At 44.8% G+C, this 16,484-nt stretch carries 13 protein-coding genes and 1 pseudogene; 7 read left to right on the forward strand and 7 right to left on the reverse strand.

Annotation, left to right across the window (positions count from 1 at the left end):
* Nucleotides 1-350: 350 nt before the first annotated feature.
* The 4 genes and pseudogenes from FTU67_RS11450 to FTU67_RS11465 all read left to right on the forward strand — a co-directional run bounded on the left by FTU67_RS11450 (nt 351) and on the right by FTU67_RS11465 (nt 5,870).
* A complete protein-coding gene (locus tag FTU67_RS11450) occupies nt 351-572 on the forward strand; it encodes a hypothetical protein (RefSeq protein ID WP_104484059.1) in 222 nt (73 codons plus the stop codon).
* A 124-nt stretch (nt 573-696) separates the two neighbouring features.
* Nucleotides 697-1,920: a sodium/glutamate symporter gene (gene gltS, locus FTU67_RS11455; protein ID WP_180061751.1), complete on the forward strand. Its 1,224-nt coding sequence runs from the start codon at nt 697-699 to the stop codon at nt 1,918-1,920.
* Nucleotides 1,921-2,631: 711 nt separating this feature from the next.
* Nucleotides 2,632-4,731, forward strand: a pseudogene (locus FTU67_RS11460) (DUF6351 family protein).
* A gap of 401 nt (nt 4,732-5,132) precedes the next feature.
* Nucleotides 5,133-5,870 carry a hypothetical protein gene (locus FTU67_RS11465; RefSeq protein ID WP_127798826.1) on the forward strand — a complete coding sequence of 246 codons (738 nt, stop codon included), beginning with the start codon at nt 5,133-5,135 and terminating at the stop codon, nt 5,868-5,870.
* Here the strand turns inward: FTU67_RS11465 and thiM are convergent.
* From thiM to FTU67_RS11480, 3 genes are all read right to left on the reverse strand, one after another.
* A complete protein-coding gene (gene thiM, locus FTU67_RS11470; protein WP_180061752.1) occupies nt 5,867-6,730 on the reverse strand; it encodes a hydroxyethylthiazole kinase in 864 nt (287 codons plus the stop codon). The two genes, FTU67_RS11465 and thiM, sit on opposite strands and share 4 nt — an antisense overlap.
* 11 nt (nt 6,731-6,741) lie before the next feature.
* On the reverse strand, nt 6,742-7,908 hold the full coding sequence (locus FTU67_RS11475; RefSeq protein ID WP_180061753.1) for a hypothetical protein: 1,167 nt from the start codon (nt 7,906-7,908) through the stop codon (nt 6,742-6,744).
* Nucleotides 7,909-8,114: 206 nt separating this feature from the next.
* Complete coding sequence (locus tag FTU67_RS11480; protein WP_005178638.1) at nt 8,115-8,372, reverse strand: hypothetical protein; 258 nt, start codon at nt 8,370-8,372, stop codon at nt 8,115-8,117.
* A 663-nt stretch (nt 8,373-9,035) separates the two neighbouring features.
* Here FTU67_RS11480 and pepN point away from each other — a divergent pair.
* Together pepN and FTU67_RS11490 are read left to right on the forward strand one after the other, a co-directional pair.
* A complete protein-coding gene (gene pepN, locus FTU67_RS11485; protein ID WP_168390640.1) occupies nt 9,036-11,642 on the forward strand; it encodes an aminopeptidase N in 2,607 nt (868 codons plus the stop codon).
* 238 nt (nt 11,643-11,880) lie between these two features.
* Nucleotides 11,881-12,096: a hypothetical protein gene (locus tag FTU67_RS11490; protein WP_005178631.1), complete on the forward strand. Its 216-nt coding sequence runs from the start codon at nt 11,881-11,883 to the stop codon at nt 12,094-12,096.
* A 70-nt stretch (nt 12,097-12,166) separates the two neighbouring features.
* Here FTU67_RS11490 and FTU67_RS11495 read toward each other — a convergent pair whose 3' ends face one another.
* Nucleotides 12,167-12,613 (reverse strand): universal stress protein, encoded by a 447-nt coding sequence (locus tag FTU67_RS11495; RefSeq protein WP_005178630.1) that lies wholly within the window; start codon nt 12,611-12,613, stop codon nt 12,167-12,169.
* A 106-nt stretch (nt 12,614-12,719) separates the two neighbouring features.
* On the reverse strand, nt 12,720-13,163 hold the full coding sequence (locus FTU67_RS11500; RefSeq protein WP_005178628.1) for a universal stress protein: 444 nt from the start codon (nt 13,161-13,163) through the stop codon (nt 12,720-12,722).
* 284 nt (nt 13,164-13,447) lie between these two features.
* Between FTU67_RS11500 and FTU67_RS11505 the strand changes: the two genes are divergently transcribed.
* The gene (locus FTU67_RS11505; protein WP_005178627.1) at nt 13,448-14,467 is read left to right on the forward strand and encodes an alpha/beta hydrolase; all 1,020 of its coding nucleotides are present in this window, start codon (nt 13,448-13,450) and stop codon (nt 14,465-14,467) included.
* Nucleotides 14,468-14,492: 25 nt separating this feature from the next.
* On the opposite strand, the gene FTU67_RS11510 is transcribed toward FTU67_RS11505, so the two are convergent.
* A complete protein-coding gene (locus FTU67_RS11510; RefSeq protein ID WP_180056982.1) occupies nt 14,493-15,671 on the reverse strand; it encodes a benzoate/H(+) symporter BenE family transporter in 1,179 nt (392 codons plus the stop codon).
* Nucleotides 15,672-15,779: 108 nt separating this feature from the next.
* Nucleotides 15,780-16,433, reverse strand: coding sequence for a leucine efflux protein LeuE (gene leuE / locus FTU67_RS11515; RefSeq protein WP_180056980.1), 654 nt, complete (start codon nt 16,431-16,433; stop codon nt 15,780-15,782).
* Between the last annotated feature and the right edge of the window lie 51 nt (nt 16,434-16,484).

Below are 16,484 nucleotides of genomic sequence, written 5' to 3' on the forward strand. Positions count from 1 at the left end.
AATGGCGATTCAGCGTTTAATTGGTTTTGGGAAAAAAGAAGAGTTTAAGGAAATTTTGGCAATTTTAAGAAAGCAGAATCCTGATAGGATAAGGGTTCTGTGAAATTTGTCGTGTACAGAGAAAAATCTGTATTGTTCTTATCCTGGGAATAGAGTGAGGTTGGAACGGTTATTAAAATCTTTTAAACAAGGACAATTAGAAAAAAGCTATATAGAAAATAGTTTGAATAACTGTCAAAAATAGAAATAATCGCCTCTTAATTGGAGGCTTTTATTTATAAATGTTATTTACAGTTCTAAGAATACAACGTTTAATCACAACTAATATTATTTTACAGTAGCATAGATCAGTGCCCAAACAATCCCGATTCCTCTGTATTGGTGGTTTCCTTAATGGAACACAAGTCAAAGACCAAGGCGACAGCTTTGTCTGCGTCGAAAATGGTAAACAGGTGAATTACCATAAAAAGGAAATCTTCCATCAAGATGCTTGGGATCATGATTATTATGTTTGTGAAAGTACGACAGACCAGCAAGCACACAATTGGGTTTATGATATTCCATCGTATTAATTGAATCTATTTAGGACATAAATTAAACAATTACTAGAAACAATAACTTGCATAACATTTCTAAAATTGATTTTTCATACTGTTTTCCTAAAACTGTATGAAAATAAAGCTAATAGGGAATGTTATGAATTATGAAATCGATGCCTTTGGCACCTTGGTGATTGCAGTATTTTTTCTTTTTATTGGGCGGTATCTTGTTAGTAAAATTGGCTTCTTTAGAAACTATAACTTACCTGAACCTGTAATCGGCGGTCTAATCGCAGCGATTACAGCTTTTATTCTCTATAAATTTTTTAATATCAGTGCCACATTTGACTCAGAAATTCAAACCATTCTGATGCTGATGTTCTTTACCTCTGTTGGTTTAAGTGCAGACTTTACCAAGCTCAAAGAAGGTGGGAAATCACTGCTGATCTTTCTGGTCTGTGTCATTCTATTTGTAGTTGTACAAAATGCGGTTGGCATGAGTTTAGCCACAGCACTTGGGCTTGATCCATTGATTGGTCTGATTGTCGGTTCTGTTACCTTAACGGGTGGACATGGTACTGCCGGTGCTTGGGGTGAAGTGCTTGAAACTCAATATGGAATACAGGGGGCAATTGTCCTCGGAATGGCAAGTGCTACTTTTGGTTTGATTATTGGTGGGCTTGTGGGTGGTCCGGTTGCCAAATTCTTGATTAAACGAAATCAGTTGGCAGAGACAGTAGCGCAAGAGACCAATGAACAACAACTCGATACTAGCATCAACACCGCACCCTTCGAATATCCAAAGAAAACCCGGTTGATTACAGCCAGTAATGCAGTGTCGACTTTGGGGATGTTTGCGCTATGTATTTTTGTTGCGAATGAAATGACAGAGATTAGTCAGGGAAGATGGTTTGAACTGCCGACCTTTGTCTGGGCTTTAGGTACAGGAGTAATTGTACGTAACTTCCTGGAGCATGTGCTGAAAGTCGATATTTTTGATCGTGCTATTGATGTATTTGGCAACGCGTCATTGTCTCTGTATTTATCTATGGCATTACTGTCACTGCAACTCTGGATGCTGGCCGATTTGGCAGGCCCGCTCATTACCATTTTGTTTGCGCAGACAGCAGTACTGATTTTATTTACCGCAATTGTGACTTTTAGAATTATGGGAAAAAATTACGATGCAGCCGTATTGGTGGCAGGGCATTGTGGTTTTGGTATGGGAGCAACCCCGACTGCGATTGCCAATATTCAGGCGGTCACCAATAGCTATGGTCCATCACATAAAGCCTTTTTAATCGTACCGCTGTGTGGTGCATTTTTTATTGATATTGTGAATGCTGTGGTGATTCAGAGCATCATTGCATTTTTCGGTTAAATTTTAATACGACTTTAAAATCATATAGACATGAAAAAGCCCCATGGTTAGGGGCTAGTCGTATGCACATCTAGGGCACATACTGTAAGAGGCTCATCTCATACTCAGCGTATTAAAGCACACTCTTTCAATTCAACCTACGAAAGTTTTTTCTGATCTTCTGATCATAAGGAGAAGACCACAGTTAAAAGTGGGGGGGAGAAAGTTTTATTGCTCAAAAATAAGCATTTTTTATCTGGAACTTGGATGTTTTGAATTTCTCATTTCATCGTTAAATGGTTACAAAAGTTTTTCAATAAGACGGAAAATATTACACGGGAATAAAAGAATTTAATCATTTATAAAATTAATTAAAGTAAAAGTTATATAACTATTCATCTTTTAAGTCATGTAAAATAGCTTGAAATTAAATCAAATATTTAAACGTTTAATTGAGTTTTTATCCCTGATTTTGGTGATTTTTTTAGAACAGCCCATAAAACAATAAATAACAATAATGACAATGGTTGTTGTCAAATTATCTTTATGCTCATGAATGAAGTTATACAGATAAAAACTTCAGAAAAATAATAATTTATGGATGAGCGTATGAAAGAAAAACTGGTATTCAATAGCCTCAATATTGCGGTGTGTAGTGTCATATTGTATGGCTGTGGTGGCGGAGGTGGAGATTCTTCCGGTTCAGGAACATCGTCGAAAGTAGAGCGCGAAATGGTGGAAGTGCTGTCCACTCGACCAGATTTAATCACAGACTCGGATATATTGCTAAAACTGGATCTGCCCGATGATATTCAAACTACGGCATTGAAAGTGTCCCTGAATGGACAAAATATTAGTGATGCATTTGCCAATGAGCAGCGTCAAGCTTTGGTTGAGGGACTTAAACTGGGCGATAATCAACTCAAGGTTGAAGCAGGGCGTTATTATCAGCATTTAAGCCTGATCAACCATCCTTCGAGTGGACCATTGCTGTCTGGCCCGCAGTTAAAGCCCTGGACCTGTACCAATGCATCGACTGATCAGTTCTGTCAAAAGGCTGTGCAATACAACTATTACTATAAAGATCGTTTGGGATTCATTAAAAGTTATGACCCGGCACAACCGCCGGCCAGTCAGAATATTGCCACCACCACTACCGATGAAGGACTAACTGTGCCATTTATTGTGCGTGAGGAAGTGGGCTATCAGAACCGCGATGAATACCGTTTTGCGGTGTTGTATGATCCGAACCAGCCGTGGACGGCCTTAAAGCCACAAGCGCAATTTAACCATAAACTGGTGGTTACGCATGGACAAAGCTGTGAGAATGATTACCAGTCTGCCTCTGCGCCAACGGTCATTGCCACTTCAAGTTCCATTTTGCCGGATGTCACCATTTTGGCTTTAGGTCGCGGTTTTGGGGTGATGTCGACCGCACTGTCTCATAGTGGTCATAACTGTAATCTGGCAATTCAGGCCGAATCGCTGATTATGGCCAAAGAACGTTTTATTGAGCAGTATGGCACCTTGCGCTATACCATCGGGCAGGGCTGTTCAGGTGGTGCGCTGGCAGCACAATGGGTGGCCAATGCCTATCCGGGAATTTATCAGGGGATTTTACCCACTTGCTCATTCCCTGATGCCTGGAGTGCCGCTTCACAGTTCGCCGATTATCACCTGATGATTAATTATTTCCAGACTCCAGAAGGCCGTTTAAGCTTCTTGCCGCATCAGATTGCGCATGTTCAGGGACATATTTCTGAAATTAATGGTTATGTCAGTGAGCTGGCCCAGTTTGATGTGGCGCGGCCAAATACCATCTGCAAGGGAATTTCATCGGCACAGTTATATCATGCCACCAATAATCCTCAAGGCATTCGCTGTTCGATTCAGGATGCGGCAATTAATTTGCTAGCCCCACGCCCAACGGAGCTGTGGACCGAAACTGAAAAACGCATTGGTCGCGGTTTTGCTGGCCTGCCGATGGATAATGTCGGGGTACAATATGGGCTGGACAGCTTGATGAAAAACATCATTACCCCAGAACAGTTTGTACAGTTAAACGAAAAAATAGGTGGCGTGGATATTGATATTCAGGCGGTGCCTGAACGTCTAGAAGCCAATTATACGGCGCTGAATAATGCCTATCGCAGTGGCTTAATTAATGTCGGAAACAACCTGAATAAAGTGGCGATTATTGATTGCCGAGGTCCGGACCCGGCGCTATTCCATGATTCCTATCGTACCTTTGCTATTCGGGCGTGACTGGAAAAAGCGCATGGCAATTATAATAACCATGTGATTTATGGCGGTGATCTGGTCATGATTGCCGATGCCAAATGTCTGGAAATCAGCTTTAATGATATGGACCGCTGGTTAAGCAATGTCGAAAAAGACTTAAATGATTTGTCTATTGCTGCCAAACTGACCCAAAACAAACCGGCAGATGTAAAAGATGCCTGTATTACTGCCGGCATCATTAACCGCGAGAATCTGTGCAGTACGCTCAGATTACCGGTATATGGCACACCGCGTATGGTGGCCGGGGACAGCCTGACCACCTATGCCAACAAGTGTCAGCTGAAACCTTTAAATGTGTCGGATTATGGCAATACGGTCCGCTTTAGCAATGAACAGCTCCAGCGATTGCATCGGGTTTTCCCGCAAGGCGTGTGTGACTATAGCCAAGCCCCAGTTGGCTTTGCTGACACCATTGGCTGGATGAGTTATCAGGATCGGCAGGGCAGCGTAGTTTATGGAGGACAACCTTTGCCTGCGGTCAGTTCATCGGCTGCACGCGGCTGGGCATCTAAAGCATTCCAGCTATTTTAATTTTAATTGTTCACACATTTTTTGTTTCACAAAAACCAGTGGTTTTTCACTGGTTTTTTTATGATTCATTTTGATTTTTAGTTGAAAATTCATGTAATATGACGACGGTTATTTCGCCGTTGTGTAGATGGCAGGCAAATAGCCTTTGGTCGAATTAAAATGTTAACCAGATCTCATTAATTTGCTGAATTATCAGGTTTTTTAGCGAGAAAGCCCAGATAAGCGTTGTAAAATCATTAGATTAAATTTACTCACAATTATTTTGATTAATATGAATTATTTCATATAATTACAATGATTTATCACAAAATGGACAAATCCCGGAAAATAGTGATAGCTGATTCCGGGTTGTGACACTAAAATGGGTCTGAAAAATTAAAACAATCATAGGGTGAAGGATTATGGATATCACTGAGACGGTGTTTGACTTCAAAGCCTTATCCACACCACAACAAGATTATTTTTTTGAAAAAATTGCCGAGTTTGATCAGCAGGTGTTTACGTTAACCTGTGAAAAGGAGCTAAAGAAATATCTGTATGACCCGCAGGCAATTTCGGTCACCATTATTCAATATCATCATCGTGGCAAACTGGTCGGGCAGACCATTATTCCACTGTTGGCCTTAACCCTGTTGCATCAGCCAATTCTGGTGGTTAACTCACGCGCCAGTTTTTTAAAAAGCTATCGCCATCAATATAACCATAAAATCATCAACAGTGCGCTCAAAGCCATGCTGAACCAGCGCTTTAAATATCCTTTAACGCCCATGTGGTTTATTGCCACCATCAACCAGCCGAAGCTTTATGCACATTTTATATCACGTGTTCAGGGCTTTTATCCACGCAGTGATATCCGGATGCCGGAGGATTATTTAAGCGTGTTACAAGTGATGGCCAGCCGGCAACACGACATCCAGAAGCGTGATGAAGATATTTATGTCCACCAGACCTGTGTTCCGCTGCGTAGTGAAGAAGAACTGCAACAGTTAAGAGTGCATGCCAATCCGCATTGCGATTTTTTCCTGCAACATGCACCGGACTATTTTGATGGCATCGGCCTGATGTGTATTTGCCGTTTAGACAGTAAAACCCTGACCGAAACGGCACTCAACTTTGCTTTGGACCGGAAGGTGTCTTAAGGCGCCAGAAATTTTAAATCGGCATGTTCACGGATGGTGTCCGCATCCAGACTGAAAATTGCATCTATAAACGCCACATTAAAACTGCCAACCTGTGAACTTTGCGCGTGGGCCAGTTTTCCGGCAATGGCAAAATGGACATGCGCGGCAATGGTGGCAATGGTCACCGGACTGACCGCGGCATACGCTGCAATTAAAGCGCCTAGGGCACAGCCGGTTGCGGTGACTTTGGGCTGTAATTCCGAGCCACCATTCACCTGCACCACCTGTTCAAGCTGTCTGGACAGAATAAAATCGGATTCACCGGAAATGGCAATACATTCGGCATGCGCCAAGAGGCTTTTGGCCTGTGCATATACCGCGGTGCTGTCCAGGGTCGAATCAACACCTTTGGATTCTACCTGTGCGCCGGCCAAGCCGCCAATTTCCGACGCATTGCCGCGAATCACACTCGGTTGAAAGGCCAATAGCGCATCAACCATATCTGAGCGCCATTTTAAGATGGGTCCATAACCGACCGGGTCCAGCACCCAGGGTTTGGCAAGACGCTGGGCCGTTTCTGCCGAAATCTGCATGGCCTGCATCTGTTCGCTGGTCGGTGTGCCCAAATTAATACTTAAGGCGCTGCAAATACTGCTAAAGCTTTCTGCTTCAAAAGGATTATCAATCATGGCCGGTGATGCACCGGCAGCCAGCAGAATATTGGCGGTGTAATTGGTGGCGACACTGTTGGTGATACATTGCACCAGTGGTTGCCGGGTTTTAAGCAGGCTCCAGGCTTCAATAATTTTTTCAATCATTGCCGCGGTTTCATCGGGCAGGCTGCTGTCAAGAGTGGAAAGCTGTTCTGGATAATTCATCAGTTACCCCTTTATTGGGTAAAGTAGTGGTCTTGCTGTTTACAGCGACGGCAGAACAAGGACACATAATGCTGGGCATCATAATCGACATCCAGTTCATCCGAGCCGCAGTGCATACAGCGTTTTAAGGCATAAAATTTTAAGCGCGGTTCAATCTTTTCCCAGATTTTCCAGATGGGTTGTACAAAGATCATTTCATCATAATTGAGAAAACGGAAAAATAGAATTTCCACCATTTTGCTCATCGGTAGTTGTGGTGGATGTGGCAGCGTGGTGGTCATCCATTTTTCTTGCAGGCCACGTTCACGGTACTGTTCTACGGTTTTTTTCAGCAGATTGGTATTAATGAATTTTTCATTGCGCGGCTGTAATAATTTCTGGCCATGCAGATAATCCAGCGCGGTTTGTACCAGATAAAAAATCTGACCCGCTGCCAGGCTGTCCAGCAGGCGAAAACACAGGCTTTTAAAACTGTTATTGCCAGAAATTTGCACCTGCCAGATGCGGCAATAAAACTGCATGAACTGCACCACTTTTTCATACATCAGTTCATAGATGGCATCTTTGACTTCATCTGAACTGTGAAAGGGCACGCCCTGACTCAAATTCTGGTAAAACCATTGTCGAAGCTGATGGGTAATACTGAACAGGCTCGGCTCTGAATAACCATCCAGCCGCACATTCACATAATACTGGCCGGCTTCATCGGCGAATTCCTTGGCCACCAGAATGTGCTGGTCAAGCAGCTGTTTGATCAGCTGTTTCTGATATAAATAGTTGGGTGAAAAAAGCTGGAATTTAATCCGTTCCCAGTAAATATATTCATCATGCTGGGTGTTTTCATGCACCTGATCATCCAGCATCGACAATAAAAACAGTTTCTGGATAAAGCTTAACTGATTCAGCTTGTGCTCAATCATGTCTTTATCTTTGCCTTTATTTTTGAGCTTGCGGTTTTCCTGAACCAGCGCTTCTTTAATCAGCTGTTTGCGTTTTTTCTCACAGGCCGGGCAATGACAACTGTGTAAATTGCCCGGATACACTTTATGTTCGCAGTAACTGCACTCGTGATAGCTCAGCTCCTGATCATACTGTTCGGCTTCCACCCAATACATGGCGGCGCGGCACAGCGGACATGAGGTGCTTTCATCTAACTGTTTTTGCAGAATCTGGAGCATATTCAGGTGCAGTCATCATTTTAGAAATAGGATGTCTGGATTATACATGGCTGGGCCGCATTGGTTTGCTCAAAAAAACATAAAGCAGAAAACTTGGACGCTATGCTGAATTTAAACGCCCTGACTTGAACAGCTCTTTTTCATAAAAAATACGGCAGGACGCCGTATTTTAAGCCGTATTTTAAATGGAAGTTAAGGGGGAGAGATTATACCGGACACGGTAGCGAATCATCCTCCTCACCAAGTTGCTTGGCCTGAATCAGTGCCTGTACTTTTTTGCTTGGGATTTTCTTGCTGCCCAGGGCATCATAGGTATTCAAAATAGAGGTAACTTCATTGGTCTGCATGGGAATACCTTCACAGCTCATAAAGAGGGCAATTACTTTATGGTCGATGTTGGCCTGATCGAGGGTTTGCAGGGTTTTAATATTTTCTACACGGACGATATGCTCTTTTAAATACATCTCACACCTCTTCTCGTTTTTTCATCATTGTTATCATGCGCTCGGCGCTTTTAAATTCAAGCAAGAAGCGTGCACAAAATGTAGCCGATTTGAAAATAATGTAATGGCCCATGCTGAAATGGCGATCGGCCAACTGAAAGCGTCATTTAGCCAGTAACTGTTTGAGTCTAGACGTGAAATTGAAAAGCTAACTTTGAATAAATCTCCCTTCGCAAATGCTGGCGAATTGTCACCGGATTTATCTTGACGAAGTCTAAATAAGCCTCTGTTTAGACTTGGGAAATTATCCGGTTTTATCTCGCAGTATATTTTTAGCTGCACAGATCACAGGTCTTTGATTACAGAATGTAGTCAAGTGGCAGGTTTATGTAGGAACTTGTATCTCAATAGCGCAGAATTTCAGGTCAGATGGGCAGAACAGCACTAGCATGGCGCAACACCAGCGCGAGAAGATTTTAGCGGGCAGATTAAGCTGTTGGATTCGCTGCATAATTCAGCATCTCTGTATTTTTAAACAGATTTAGTTGAATGATGAATTGAAAAGTTGTGGCCGGATGCCCATATTAGAACAGAAGCGCATTCAGCAGACAGACTGAAAAAGTTGGCGTATGATCAAGACATCATCCGCATAATGCCCCGGCGTATAAACAATTAGGACATGATATGAATATCGCAGCAAATCCAGTGGTTGAAGCAGACCAAACTATTTATTTAAAAGATTATCAAAAACCTGCATTTCTGGTGGATTCAATTAATCTGGATATTCAGGTGTATGCAGACCACACCATCGTCAATGCTATTTTGGAGATGCAGCGCCAGACCGAAGGTGATCTGGTGCTGCTGGGCCGTGACCTTGAGCTGAAATCTATTCATCTGAACAGTCAGCAACTGACCGAAAATGACTATCAGCTTGATGCTGAACAGCTGGTAATTCAGAATGCGCCAGATCGTGCACGTATTGAAACCCAGGTGGTGATTCATCCGGAAAGCAACACCATGCTGGAAGGTCTGTATCAGGCTGGTGATCTGTTTGTGACCCAGAATGAGCCGGAAGGTTTCCGTAAAATTACCTTCTATCCGGACCGTCCGGATGTGCTGTCGGTATTTACTACCCGGGTGGAAGCCGATAAAAAATATCCGGTGCTGCTGGCCAATGGTAACCTGATTGAAAAAGGCGAGGTCGATGCCCAGCGTCATTATGCGATCTGGCAGGACCCGACCAAAAAGCCAAGTTATCTGTTTGCCTGTGTGGTCGGCGATTTAGCGGTGCTGAAAGACAGCTATGTGACTTCTGAAGGCCGTAATGTGGCACTGGAAATTTATGCGGTAGAAAAAGATATTCCTAAATGTCACATCGCCATGGAAGCGTTAAAACATTCCATGCGCTGGGATGAAGAACATTATGGTCTGCCGTATGACCTCGACAACTATATGATTGTGGCGGTTAGCCAGTTCAATATGGGCGCGATGGAAAACAAGGGCCTGAACATCTTTAACACCTCTTGCGTGCTGGCCGATGAAGAATACACCACCGATGCGGCAATTATGCGGGTTCAGTCGGTCATCGCACACGAATATTTCCATAACTGGACCGGTAACCGGATTACCTGTCGTGACTGGTTCCAGCTGTGTCTAAAAGAAGGCTTGACCGTTTTCCGTGACCAGTCGTTTTCAGAAGATTTACAATCGGCCGCAGTACAACGGATTGATGATGTCGCTGTATTAAAAGCGCATCAGTTCCCGGAAGATTCTGGCCCATTGTCGCATCCGCCACGTCCAGATCATTTTGTTGAAATTAATAACTTTTATACCGCCACGGTGTATGAAAAAGGGGCGGAAATTAACCGCATGATGTCGACCTTGCTCGGCAAGGAAAAATTCCGCGCGGGTACCGATGAGTATTTCCGCCGTCATGATGGTCAGGCGGTGACGGTCGAAGACTGGGTTGCGGCACTGACTGCAGGTTCAGGTGTTGATTTATCTGCGTTCCTAACCTGGTATAACCAGCCGGGTACCCCAAAATTGCAGGCACATGGCGAATATGATGCTTCGGCTCAAATCTATCGTTTAAGCTTTAAACAAAGCCTGAAAGCGCATCCGAAATATCCGGACCTGAAAGCGGTGCCAATTCCAGTGGCTTTGGCGCTGTTTAATGCCGAAACCGGCGAGCAGTATACGCTGCAATCTGAGGCCCTGTTTGAAAATGGCGTAAAAGATGGCGTGTATCTGTTTGATCAGGATGAGGCAACCATCGAATTTAGCGGCATTAATGCCAAACCGGTGGTGTCGCTGTTACGTAACTTCTCGGCGCCGGTAAATCTGGAATTTGATGCCAGTGATGCCGAGTTGGCCTTCCTGATGCAGTATGAAACCAACGGCTTTAACCAGTGGCAGGCGACGCAGACCTTGCTGGAGCGCATTTTGCTAAATGGTCATGCGGTAGAAAGTTATCTTCAGGCCATGAAAAACACGGTGCCGGCACTGGTCAATCAGGACCCGTTACTGGCCTCACGAATTTTTGATGTACCAAGCGAAGGCTATTTGGGTAGCCGGATTGATCAGCACTATAGTCCGGTGGATATTCAGGAAAAACGTGAAGCCTTGTTAAATACGCTGGCGCGTGAATTGGGTGCTTTCTGTAAGGAAACTTACTTAAGTCTGGACCCGGACCTGCAAAAAGAGTTTTCACAGGCCATGGGCGTACGTGCGCTGAAGAATATCATGCTCAGTCTGATGGCACGTCAGGGCGATACCGAAGCCTTTGATCTGGCACATCAGCAATACCAGAATACCGGCAATATGTCAGAACGTTTAGGCGCGCTACGTGTACTGGTCTGGAATGATGCACCACAAGCCGAAGCCTGCCTGCAGGACTTCTATGACCGCTTTAAAGATGAAGCGCTGTCTTTAGACCAGTGGTTTACTGTACAGGCCTCCCATCCAAATGCAACGGCTGAAACCATTCATGCCTTAACCCAGCATCCGGACTATGACCTGGGCACACCAAACCGCATTCGTTCGGTCAGTGGCGGTCTGAATATGAATCCGGTAAATACCTGGAGTTTTGGGGTGCAGCATTATATCCATTTGGCCAAATACCTCGATGAAAAGAACCCGATTTTAGGTTCACGTTTGCTGCAGGTGCTGTCACGCTGGTATACGCTGGATGAACCACAGCGCAGTCAGGTACAGGTGGCCCTGGAAACCTTGAAGCCCTTGGTGAAATCGAAAAACGTGGTTGAAACTTTAAACAGTATGCTGAATGTCTAAACGGTGCAGCTTTCGCCCGGAAAATAGGATAATGAAGATTTATTTTATTTTCTCGGCATTTAGCTGTAACTTTATGTGAACTTTCCCGCATATTCGCGGGGAGTATGCTAAATTAAAGCGGAAACGTGTTTAGATAATTTAAATAAAAAAGCTCATCATTGTGGTGGGCTTTTTTATTTTTAGCCTGGAAAGGTTCAGGTGAAAAAGCCGGGTTCTGGCGTGAACAAGAGGTTGAGTGATGCTGGTTAAAATTGAAGATGGTTTTTACTTGAATTCACGACATATTATTGCGTTAAGAGTGAACAGGATATTGAATGAAGAGCGCTTCATGGTGTCTATTGAATATACACCGCACTCGATGCAGGACAAGGGGCTGTATCAGCGCATCTTTCCGAATAAAATTGAAGCAGAACTGTTTTTACAGGCATTGCATCAGGAAATTTCCAAACCCTGACCGCTGTTCAGCAGATTTAAAAAAAACTCCTCACGTTGAGGAGTTTTTTTATGGCAGCTTTAGATTTACTTTAGACCTTCACAATCAGCACCGGAATAGGCGATTGGGTCAGCACGTTTTGCGCTACGCTGCCCAGCATCATTTTCTTGAAACCGGTCCGGCCATGTGAGCCCATAATAATCAGATCGGCACCGACTTCATCGGCAATCTGCATAATGCCATCTGAAGGTGAAACGCCGTGCGCCAGTTTCTGGTCGACCTGCACGCCTTCGCGCTGGAAAGAATCAAGAATTTCCTGCAAGCGCAGTTTGGCATTTTTTTCGGCCTGCATGAAATAGTCGGTAATGGCCGGAGCAACTTTATAAAAGTCGACGCCGACAAATGGGTCAACCGCAATCACGCTCATTACCGTGACCTGGCAGCCTAAATCTTTGGCCAGACTTAAAGCCTGTTCTACAGCAGCATAAGAAATCGGGGATTCATCCACTGGAACAAGAATATGTTTATAGCTGGTCATGACAGTTTTCCTTATTTTTACATATGAATATCGCGGGCTTTATTGAAACTGACAGTGAATGAAAGTACATCAAAAGCATTCAGGATTCTGGGCTGTAGTGGGGCAATTAGGCCTTAATGACCAGCACCGGCAATTCAGAACTGCGCAGTACATCCTGAGCAAAACTACCGAGCAGGAATTTCTGGAAGCCTTTACGACCGTGTGAACCCATCACAATCAGGTCAACGCCCATCTCTTGTGCGGCTTCAACCACATGCTTGGCCGATACTTCGCCTTCCACAATTTTAGTACTTACAGTAACGCCCGCAGCTTCGGCAATTTGCTGGCCTTCTTTCAGGGCTTTTTGTGCATTGCCGTGTGCCTGCACAAAATATTCTTTCATGATGGCAGAGGAATAATAGAAATCGGCATCAGTGAACGGGTCTTCCGCCACCAGACTCACCAGACTCAGCTGACTGTTAAAGGCACGGGCAATTTCAGCTGCATGTTGCACCGCAGAATAGGAAATTTGAGAACCATCGACCGGAACGAGAATATGCTGATACGCCATGGAGAAACTCCTTATTGATATAATGAACTTAATGTTTAGCTATACTCTATAGATAGCACATCACCGGGGGGCATTCAATTTATTCCGGTGTTCTGCCTGCAAAAAAGATACAGATTTTTAATCACAATACCACTTAAGTAGGTCTTTGATTTAACAAATAATTCTGACTGGAATACTCTACATTGTCAGATCGCATTGTCGTGCAAAACCGGGTTCCATCTGCGCGGCGGCTGCTTTATAGTGAAGAAAAATAAAACAGCTGTATAAACAGGAAGATGGGTGAAATGAAGTATCTGATGTTAAGTCTGTGCATGAGCTTGCTGCTGGTGCTGAGTGGCTGCCAAAGCACAGCCGGTAATAGCCGTATTATTGCTGGCGCATTTAATCTGACCACCCAATTGCAACAGAAACTGATGGATCGGGATGCACCGCAGCAGGTGCGGGTGCTGGAAAATATCCAGTATCAGCAAGATCCGGATTTAAGCCTGGATGTCTATTTGCCAGCACAGACACCTGATGATACCGGATTACGCCCGGCCGTGGTCTGGATTCATGGCGGTGGCTGGATTTCCGGTTCCAAAGCCCATGCGCGCGGTTATTTTAAACGGCTGGCAGATGCCGGTTATCCGGTGTTTTCACTGCAATATCAACTGGCGCCAGCGGCGACTTATCCCACCCAGTTACACCAGATTAATCAGGCACTGGCCTATATTCAGGAACATGGCGCGCTGTTTGGTGTTGATGCCGAGCAACTATTTCTGGCTGGAGATTCTGCCGGTGCCAATCTGGCCAGCCATTATGCAGCCTTGTTGAGTAATCCGGAATTTGCCGCGCATTCGGAATTTGTGCCGGTTCTGGCCTTAACACAGCTGAAAGGGGTGATTTTGCACTGCGGGATTTATGATTTACCGTATTTTATTAAAACCGCGCCGGATGAAATCAAAATTGTCGAGTGGGGCATTTATAACATGGTGCAGGCCTATACCGGCGACCGCAAACAGGATGCGGAATTTCTGCAGCAGATTTCACCGATTCAGCATATTACTCCCGCGTTTCCACCGGTATTTTTAAGTGGCGGCAATAAGGATTTTCTGACTGATACTCAATCTTTACCGCTGTTAGAAGTGTTAAAGCAGCAGCAGGTGCCAGTAAAAGCAGTATTTTATCCCGACTCTAAACGCTGGCTGATTCATGAATATCAGTTCTTAATGCATCTGCCCGAAAGCCAGCAGACTTTTGAGCAGACCCTGTCATTTCTGGCCGATTATAGTAAAGCGGATCAGACAGATAGATCCGCGCCCTAAAATCTGCTGGTCATCATGTTAGTCTTTAGGATTTGGCTTTCCAGGGAAATTTCATCACCAGTAACACCACCACACCGCAAACCAGTCCCCAGAAGGCCGAGCCAATGCCCCAGAACTGGATGCCTGAAGCGCTTAGTAAAAAGGTCATTAATGCGGCTTCCCGGTCATCGACCTCTTTAAAGGCAATAAAGACGTTATGGCCGATGGTGCCAAACAGGGCGATACCGGCCAATGCAGTAATCAGCACTGCCGGAAAAGACATCAGCAGACTGGTTAAGGTGGCGGCAAACAAGCCCATCAGGATATAAAACAGGCCACAGCTCATGCCGGCAATATAGCGTTTTGATGGGTCCGGATGCACCTGATGATCCAGACTGACGGCGGCACTAATCGCTGCAATATTCACGCTATAACAGCCAAAAGGCGATAACACGGCCTGCGCGGTACCGGTCCAGCCGAGCAACTGATTAACATGCGGCTGATAGCCATAGCTTTTAATAATGGCGATGCCGGGTAAATATTGCGAGGCCAGATTAATCACCAGCAAAGGTAAAGCCAGACCTAAAATAGCGGGCAGGCTAAATTCCGGACTGATCCACACCGGTTGCGCCAATGACCAGCTCACCACAGGAAAATGGAAATCCAGTACCAGCGGGCACAGCAGCATCGCGGCAATTACGGTCAGCACAATGCTATAGCGTGGCCAGAAGCGTTTTGACAGTACATAGGCTGCTAGTAAAGACAGGATAAATGCCCATTCATGCTGAATGCTGGCGAACAAGGCAATGCCGAATTTTAGCAGTACGCCGGCCAGCATGGCGCTGGTCAGGCTTTGTGGAATATAGCGAAACAGACGTTCAAAAATCCCGAAAAAACCCAACAGTGCGGTCAGCACGCCGCACACCAGAAAAGCCCCAATGGCCTGATTCAGGCTATAACCACTGCCCGTGGCAATAATCAGGGCCAGCCCGGCGGTTGACCAGGACGTCGACACCGGATATTTGTATTTCCACGAGAGCAGCAAGCCAGACAGGCCAATGCCCAGACCCAAAGCCCAGAACCAGGAGGTAATCTGTTCGGCTGTGGCCCCTAAAGTTTGCGCCGCCTGAATCACCAGTACGGCAGAAACACTAATACCAATTAAAAAAGTGATAAATCCAGCAAAAACAGCCGGAATAGAAAAATCATGTATAAGCTTTTGCATAATCCGTTGCACAATAAAAATGGGAGAGAAAGCCGATAAATCATACGCCTTTCAATGGCCATCTAAAAGTTCAAATCTTTATCAGAAGTTAAAAATTTTGCTTGATTTTTATAGGGTCGAGCTGGCCAGTTTTAAGCCAAAACCACAAAACAGCAGGCCAACTGCGGCCACACCGCTCGCGGTAAGGCGGTAATTCCGGTTGAAATAGGTTGCCAGTTTCATTCCGGAAAAAATCAGAATTGACAGATAACTCATGCTGATGATTTGCAGAATAATGGCCAGCAGGGTAAAGGTCAGCGCCGGATAAGGATAGGCCGGATCAACAAATTGCACAAAAAAAGACAGATAAAACAGAATCGCTTTCGGATTTAAAATACTAATGGTTAATGCGGTGCGAAAAGGATGAACCTGTTCTGGCGTACTGCTGCTATTCTTGGTTTGAGTCGAGCGGCTTTTCTCGGGCTGCCAGGTGCGATAGGCGGCAATCATCAGACGTATGCCCAAATAACTTAAATACAGCGCGCCAATCATTTTCAGCGCTATAAACAGCCATGGAAAACTGTGTAGCACGGAGGCTGCGCCAAAGGCGGTACACAGGATTAAAATCAGGTCACCGGTATAAACGCCTAAAGCGCCCAGATAGCCGGCTTTAATGCCAAAGCGTGAGGCAATTGACATCACATATAAAGAGTTGGGGCCGGGCAGGATCACAATTAAAATGGTTCCAATAATGAACGTCATTACGTCAGTGATACCAAACACAGGAAATCCAGAGAACTAAAAAGGCCGATGCAGCATTATATAGCAACATCG

Source organism: Acinetobacter sp. YH12132, from assembly GCF_013418645.1.
In the GTDB taxonomy this organism is placed as follows: domain Bacteria; phylum Pseudomonadota; class Gammaproteobacteria; order Pseudomonadales; family Moraxellaceae; genus Acinetobacter; species Acinetobacter indicus.

Excerpts from the sequence above, each read along its gene's own strand:
- gltS (WP_180061751.1), top strand. The coding sequence starts at position 697 with ATGAATTATGAAATCGATGCCTTTGGCACCTTGGTGATTGCAGTATTT.
- FTU67_RS11465 (WP_127798826.1), top strand. The coding sequence starts at position 5,133 with ATGGATATCACTGAGACGGTGTTTGACTTCAAAGCCTTATCCACACCA.
- thiM (WP_180061752.1), bottom strand. The coding sequence starts at position 6,730 with ATGAATTATCCAGAACAGCTTTCCACTCTTGACAGCAGCCTGCCCGAT.
- FTU67_RS11475 (WP_180061753.1), bottom strand. The coding sequence starts at position 7,908 with ATGCTCCAGATTCTGCAAAAACAGTTAGATGAAAGCACCTCATGTCCG.
- FTU67_RS11480 (WP_005178638.1), bottom strand. The coding sequence starts at position 8,372 with ATGTATTTAAAAGAGCATATCGTCCGTGTAGAAAATATTAAAACCCTG.
- pepN (WP_168390640.1), top strand. The coding sequence starts at position 9,036 with ATGAATATCGCAGCAAATCCAGTGGTTGAAGCAGACCAAACTATTTAT.
- FTU67_RS11490 (WP_005178631.1), top strand. The coding sequence starts at position 11,881 with ATGCTGGTTAAAATTGAAGATGGTTTTTACTTGAATTCACGACATATT.
- FTU67_RS11495 (WP_005178630.1), bottom strand. The coding sequence starts at position 12,613 with ATGACCAGCTATAAACATATTCTTGTTCCAGTGGATGAATCCCCGATT.
- FTU67_RS11500 (WP_005178628.1), bottom strand. The coding sequence starts at position 13,163 with ATGGCGTATCAGCATATTCTCGTTCCGGTCGATGGTTCTCAAATTTCC.
- FTU67_RS11505 (WP_005178627.1), top strand. The coding sequence starts at position 13,448 with ATGAAGTATCTGATGTTAAGTCTGTGCATGAGCTTGCTGCTGGTGCTG.
- FTU67_RS11510 (WP_180056982.1), bottom strand. The coding sequence starts at position 15,671 with ATGCAAAAGCTTATACATGATTTTTCTATTCCGGCTGTTTTTGCTGGA.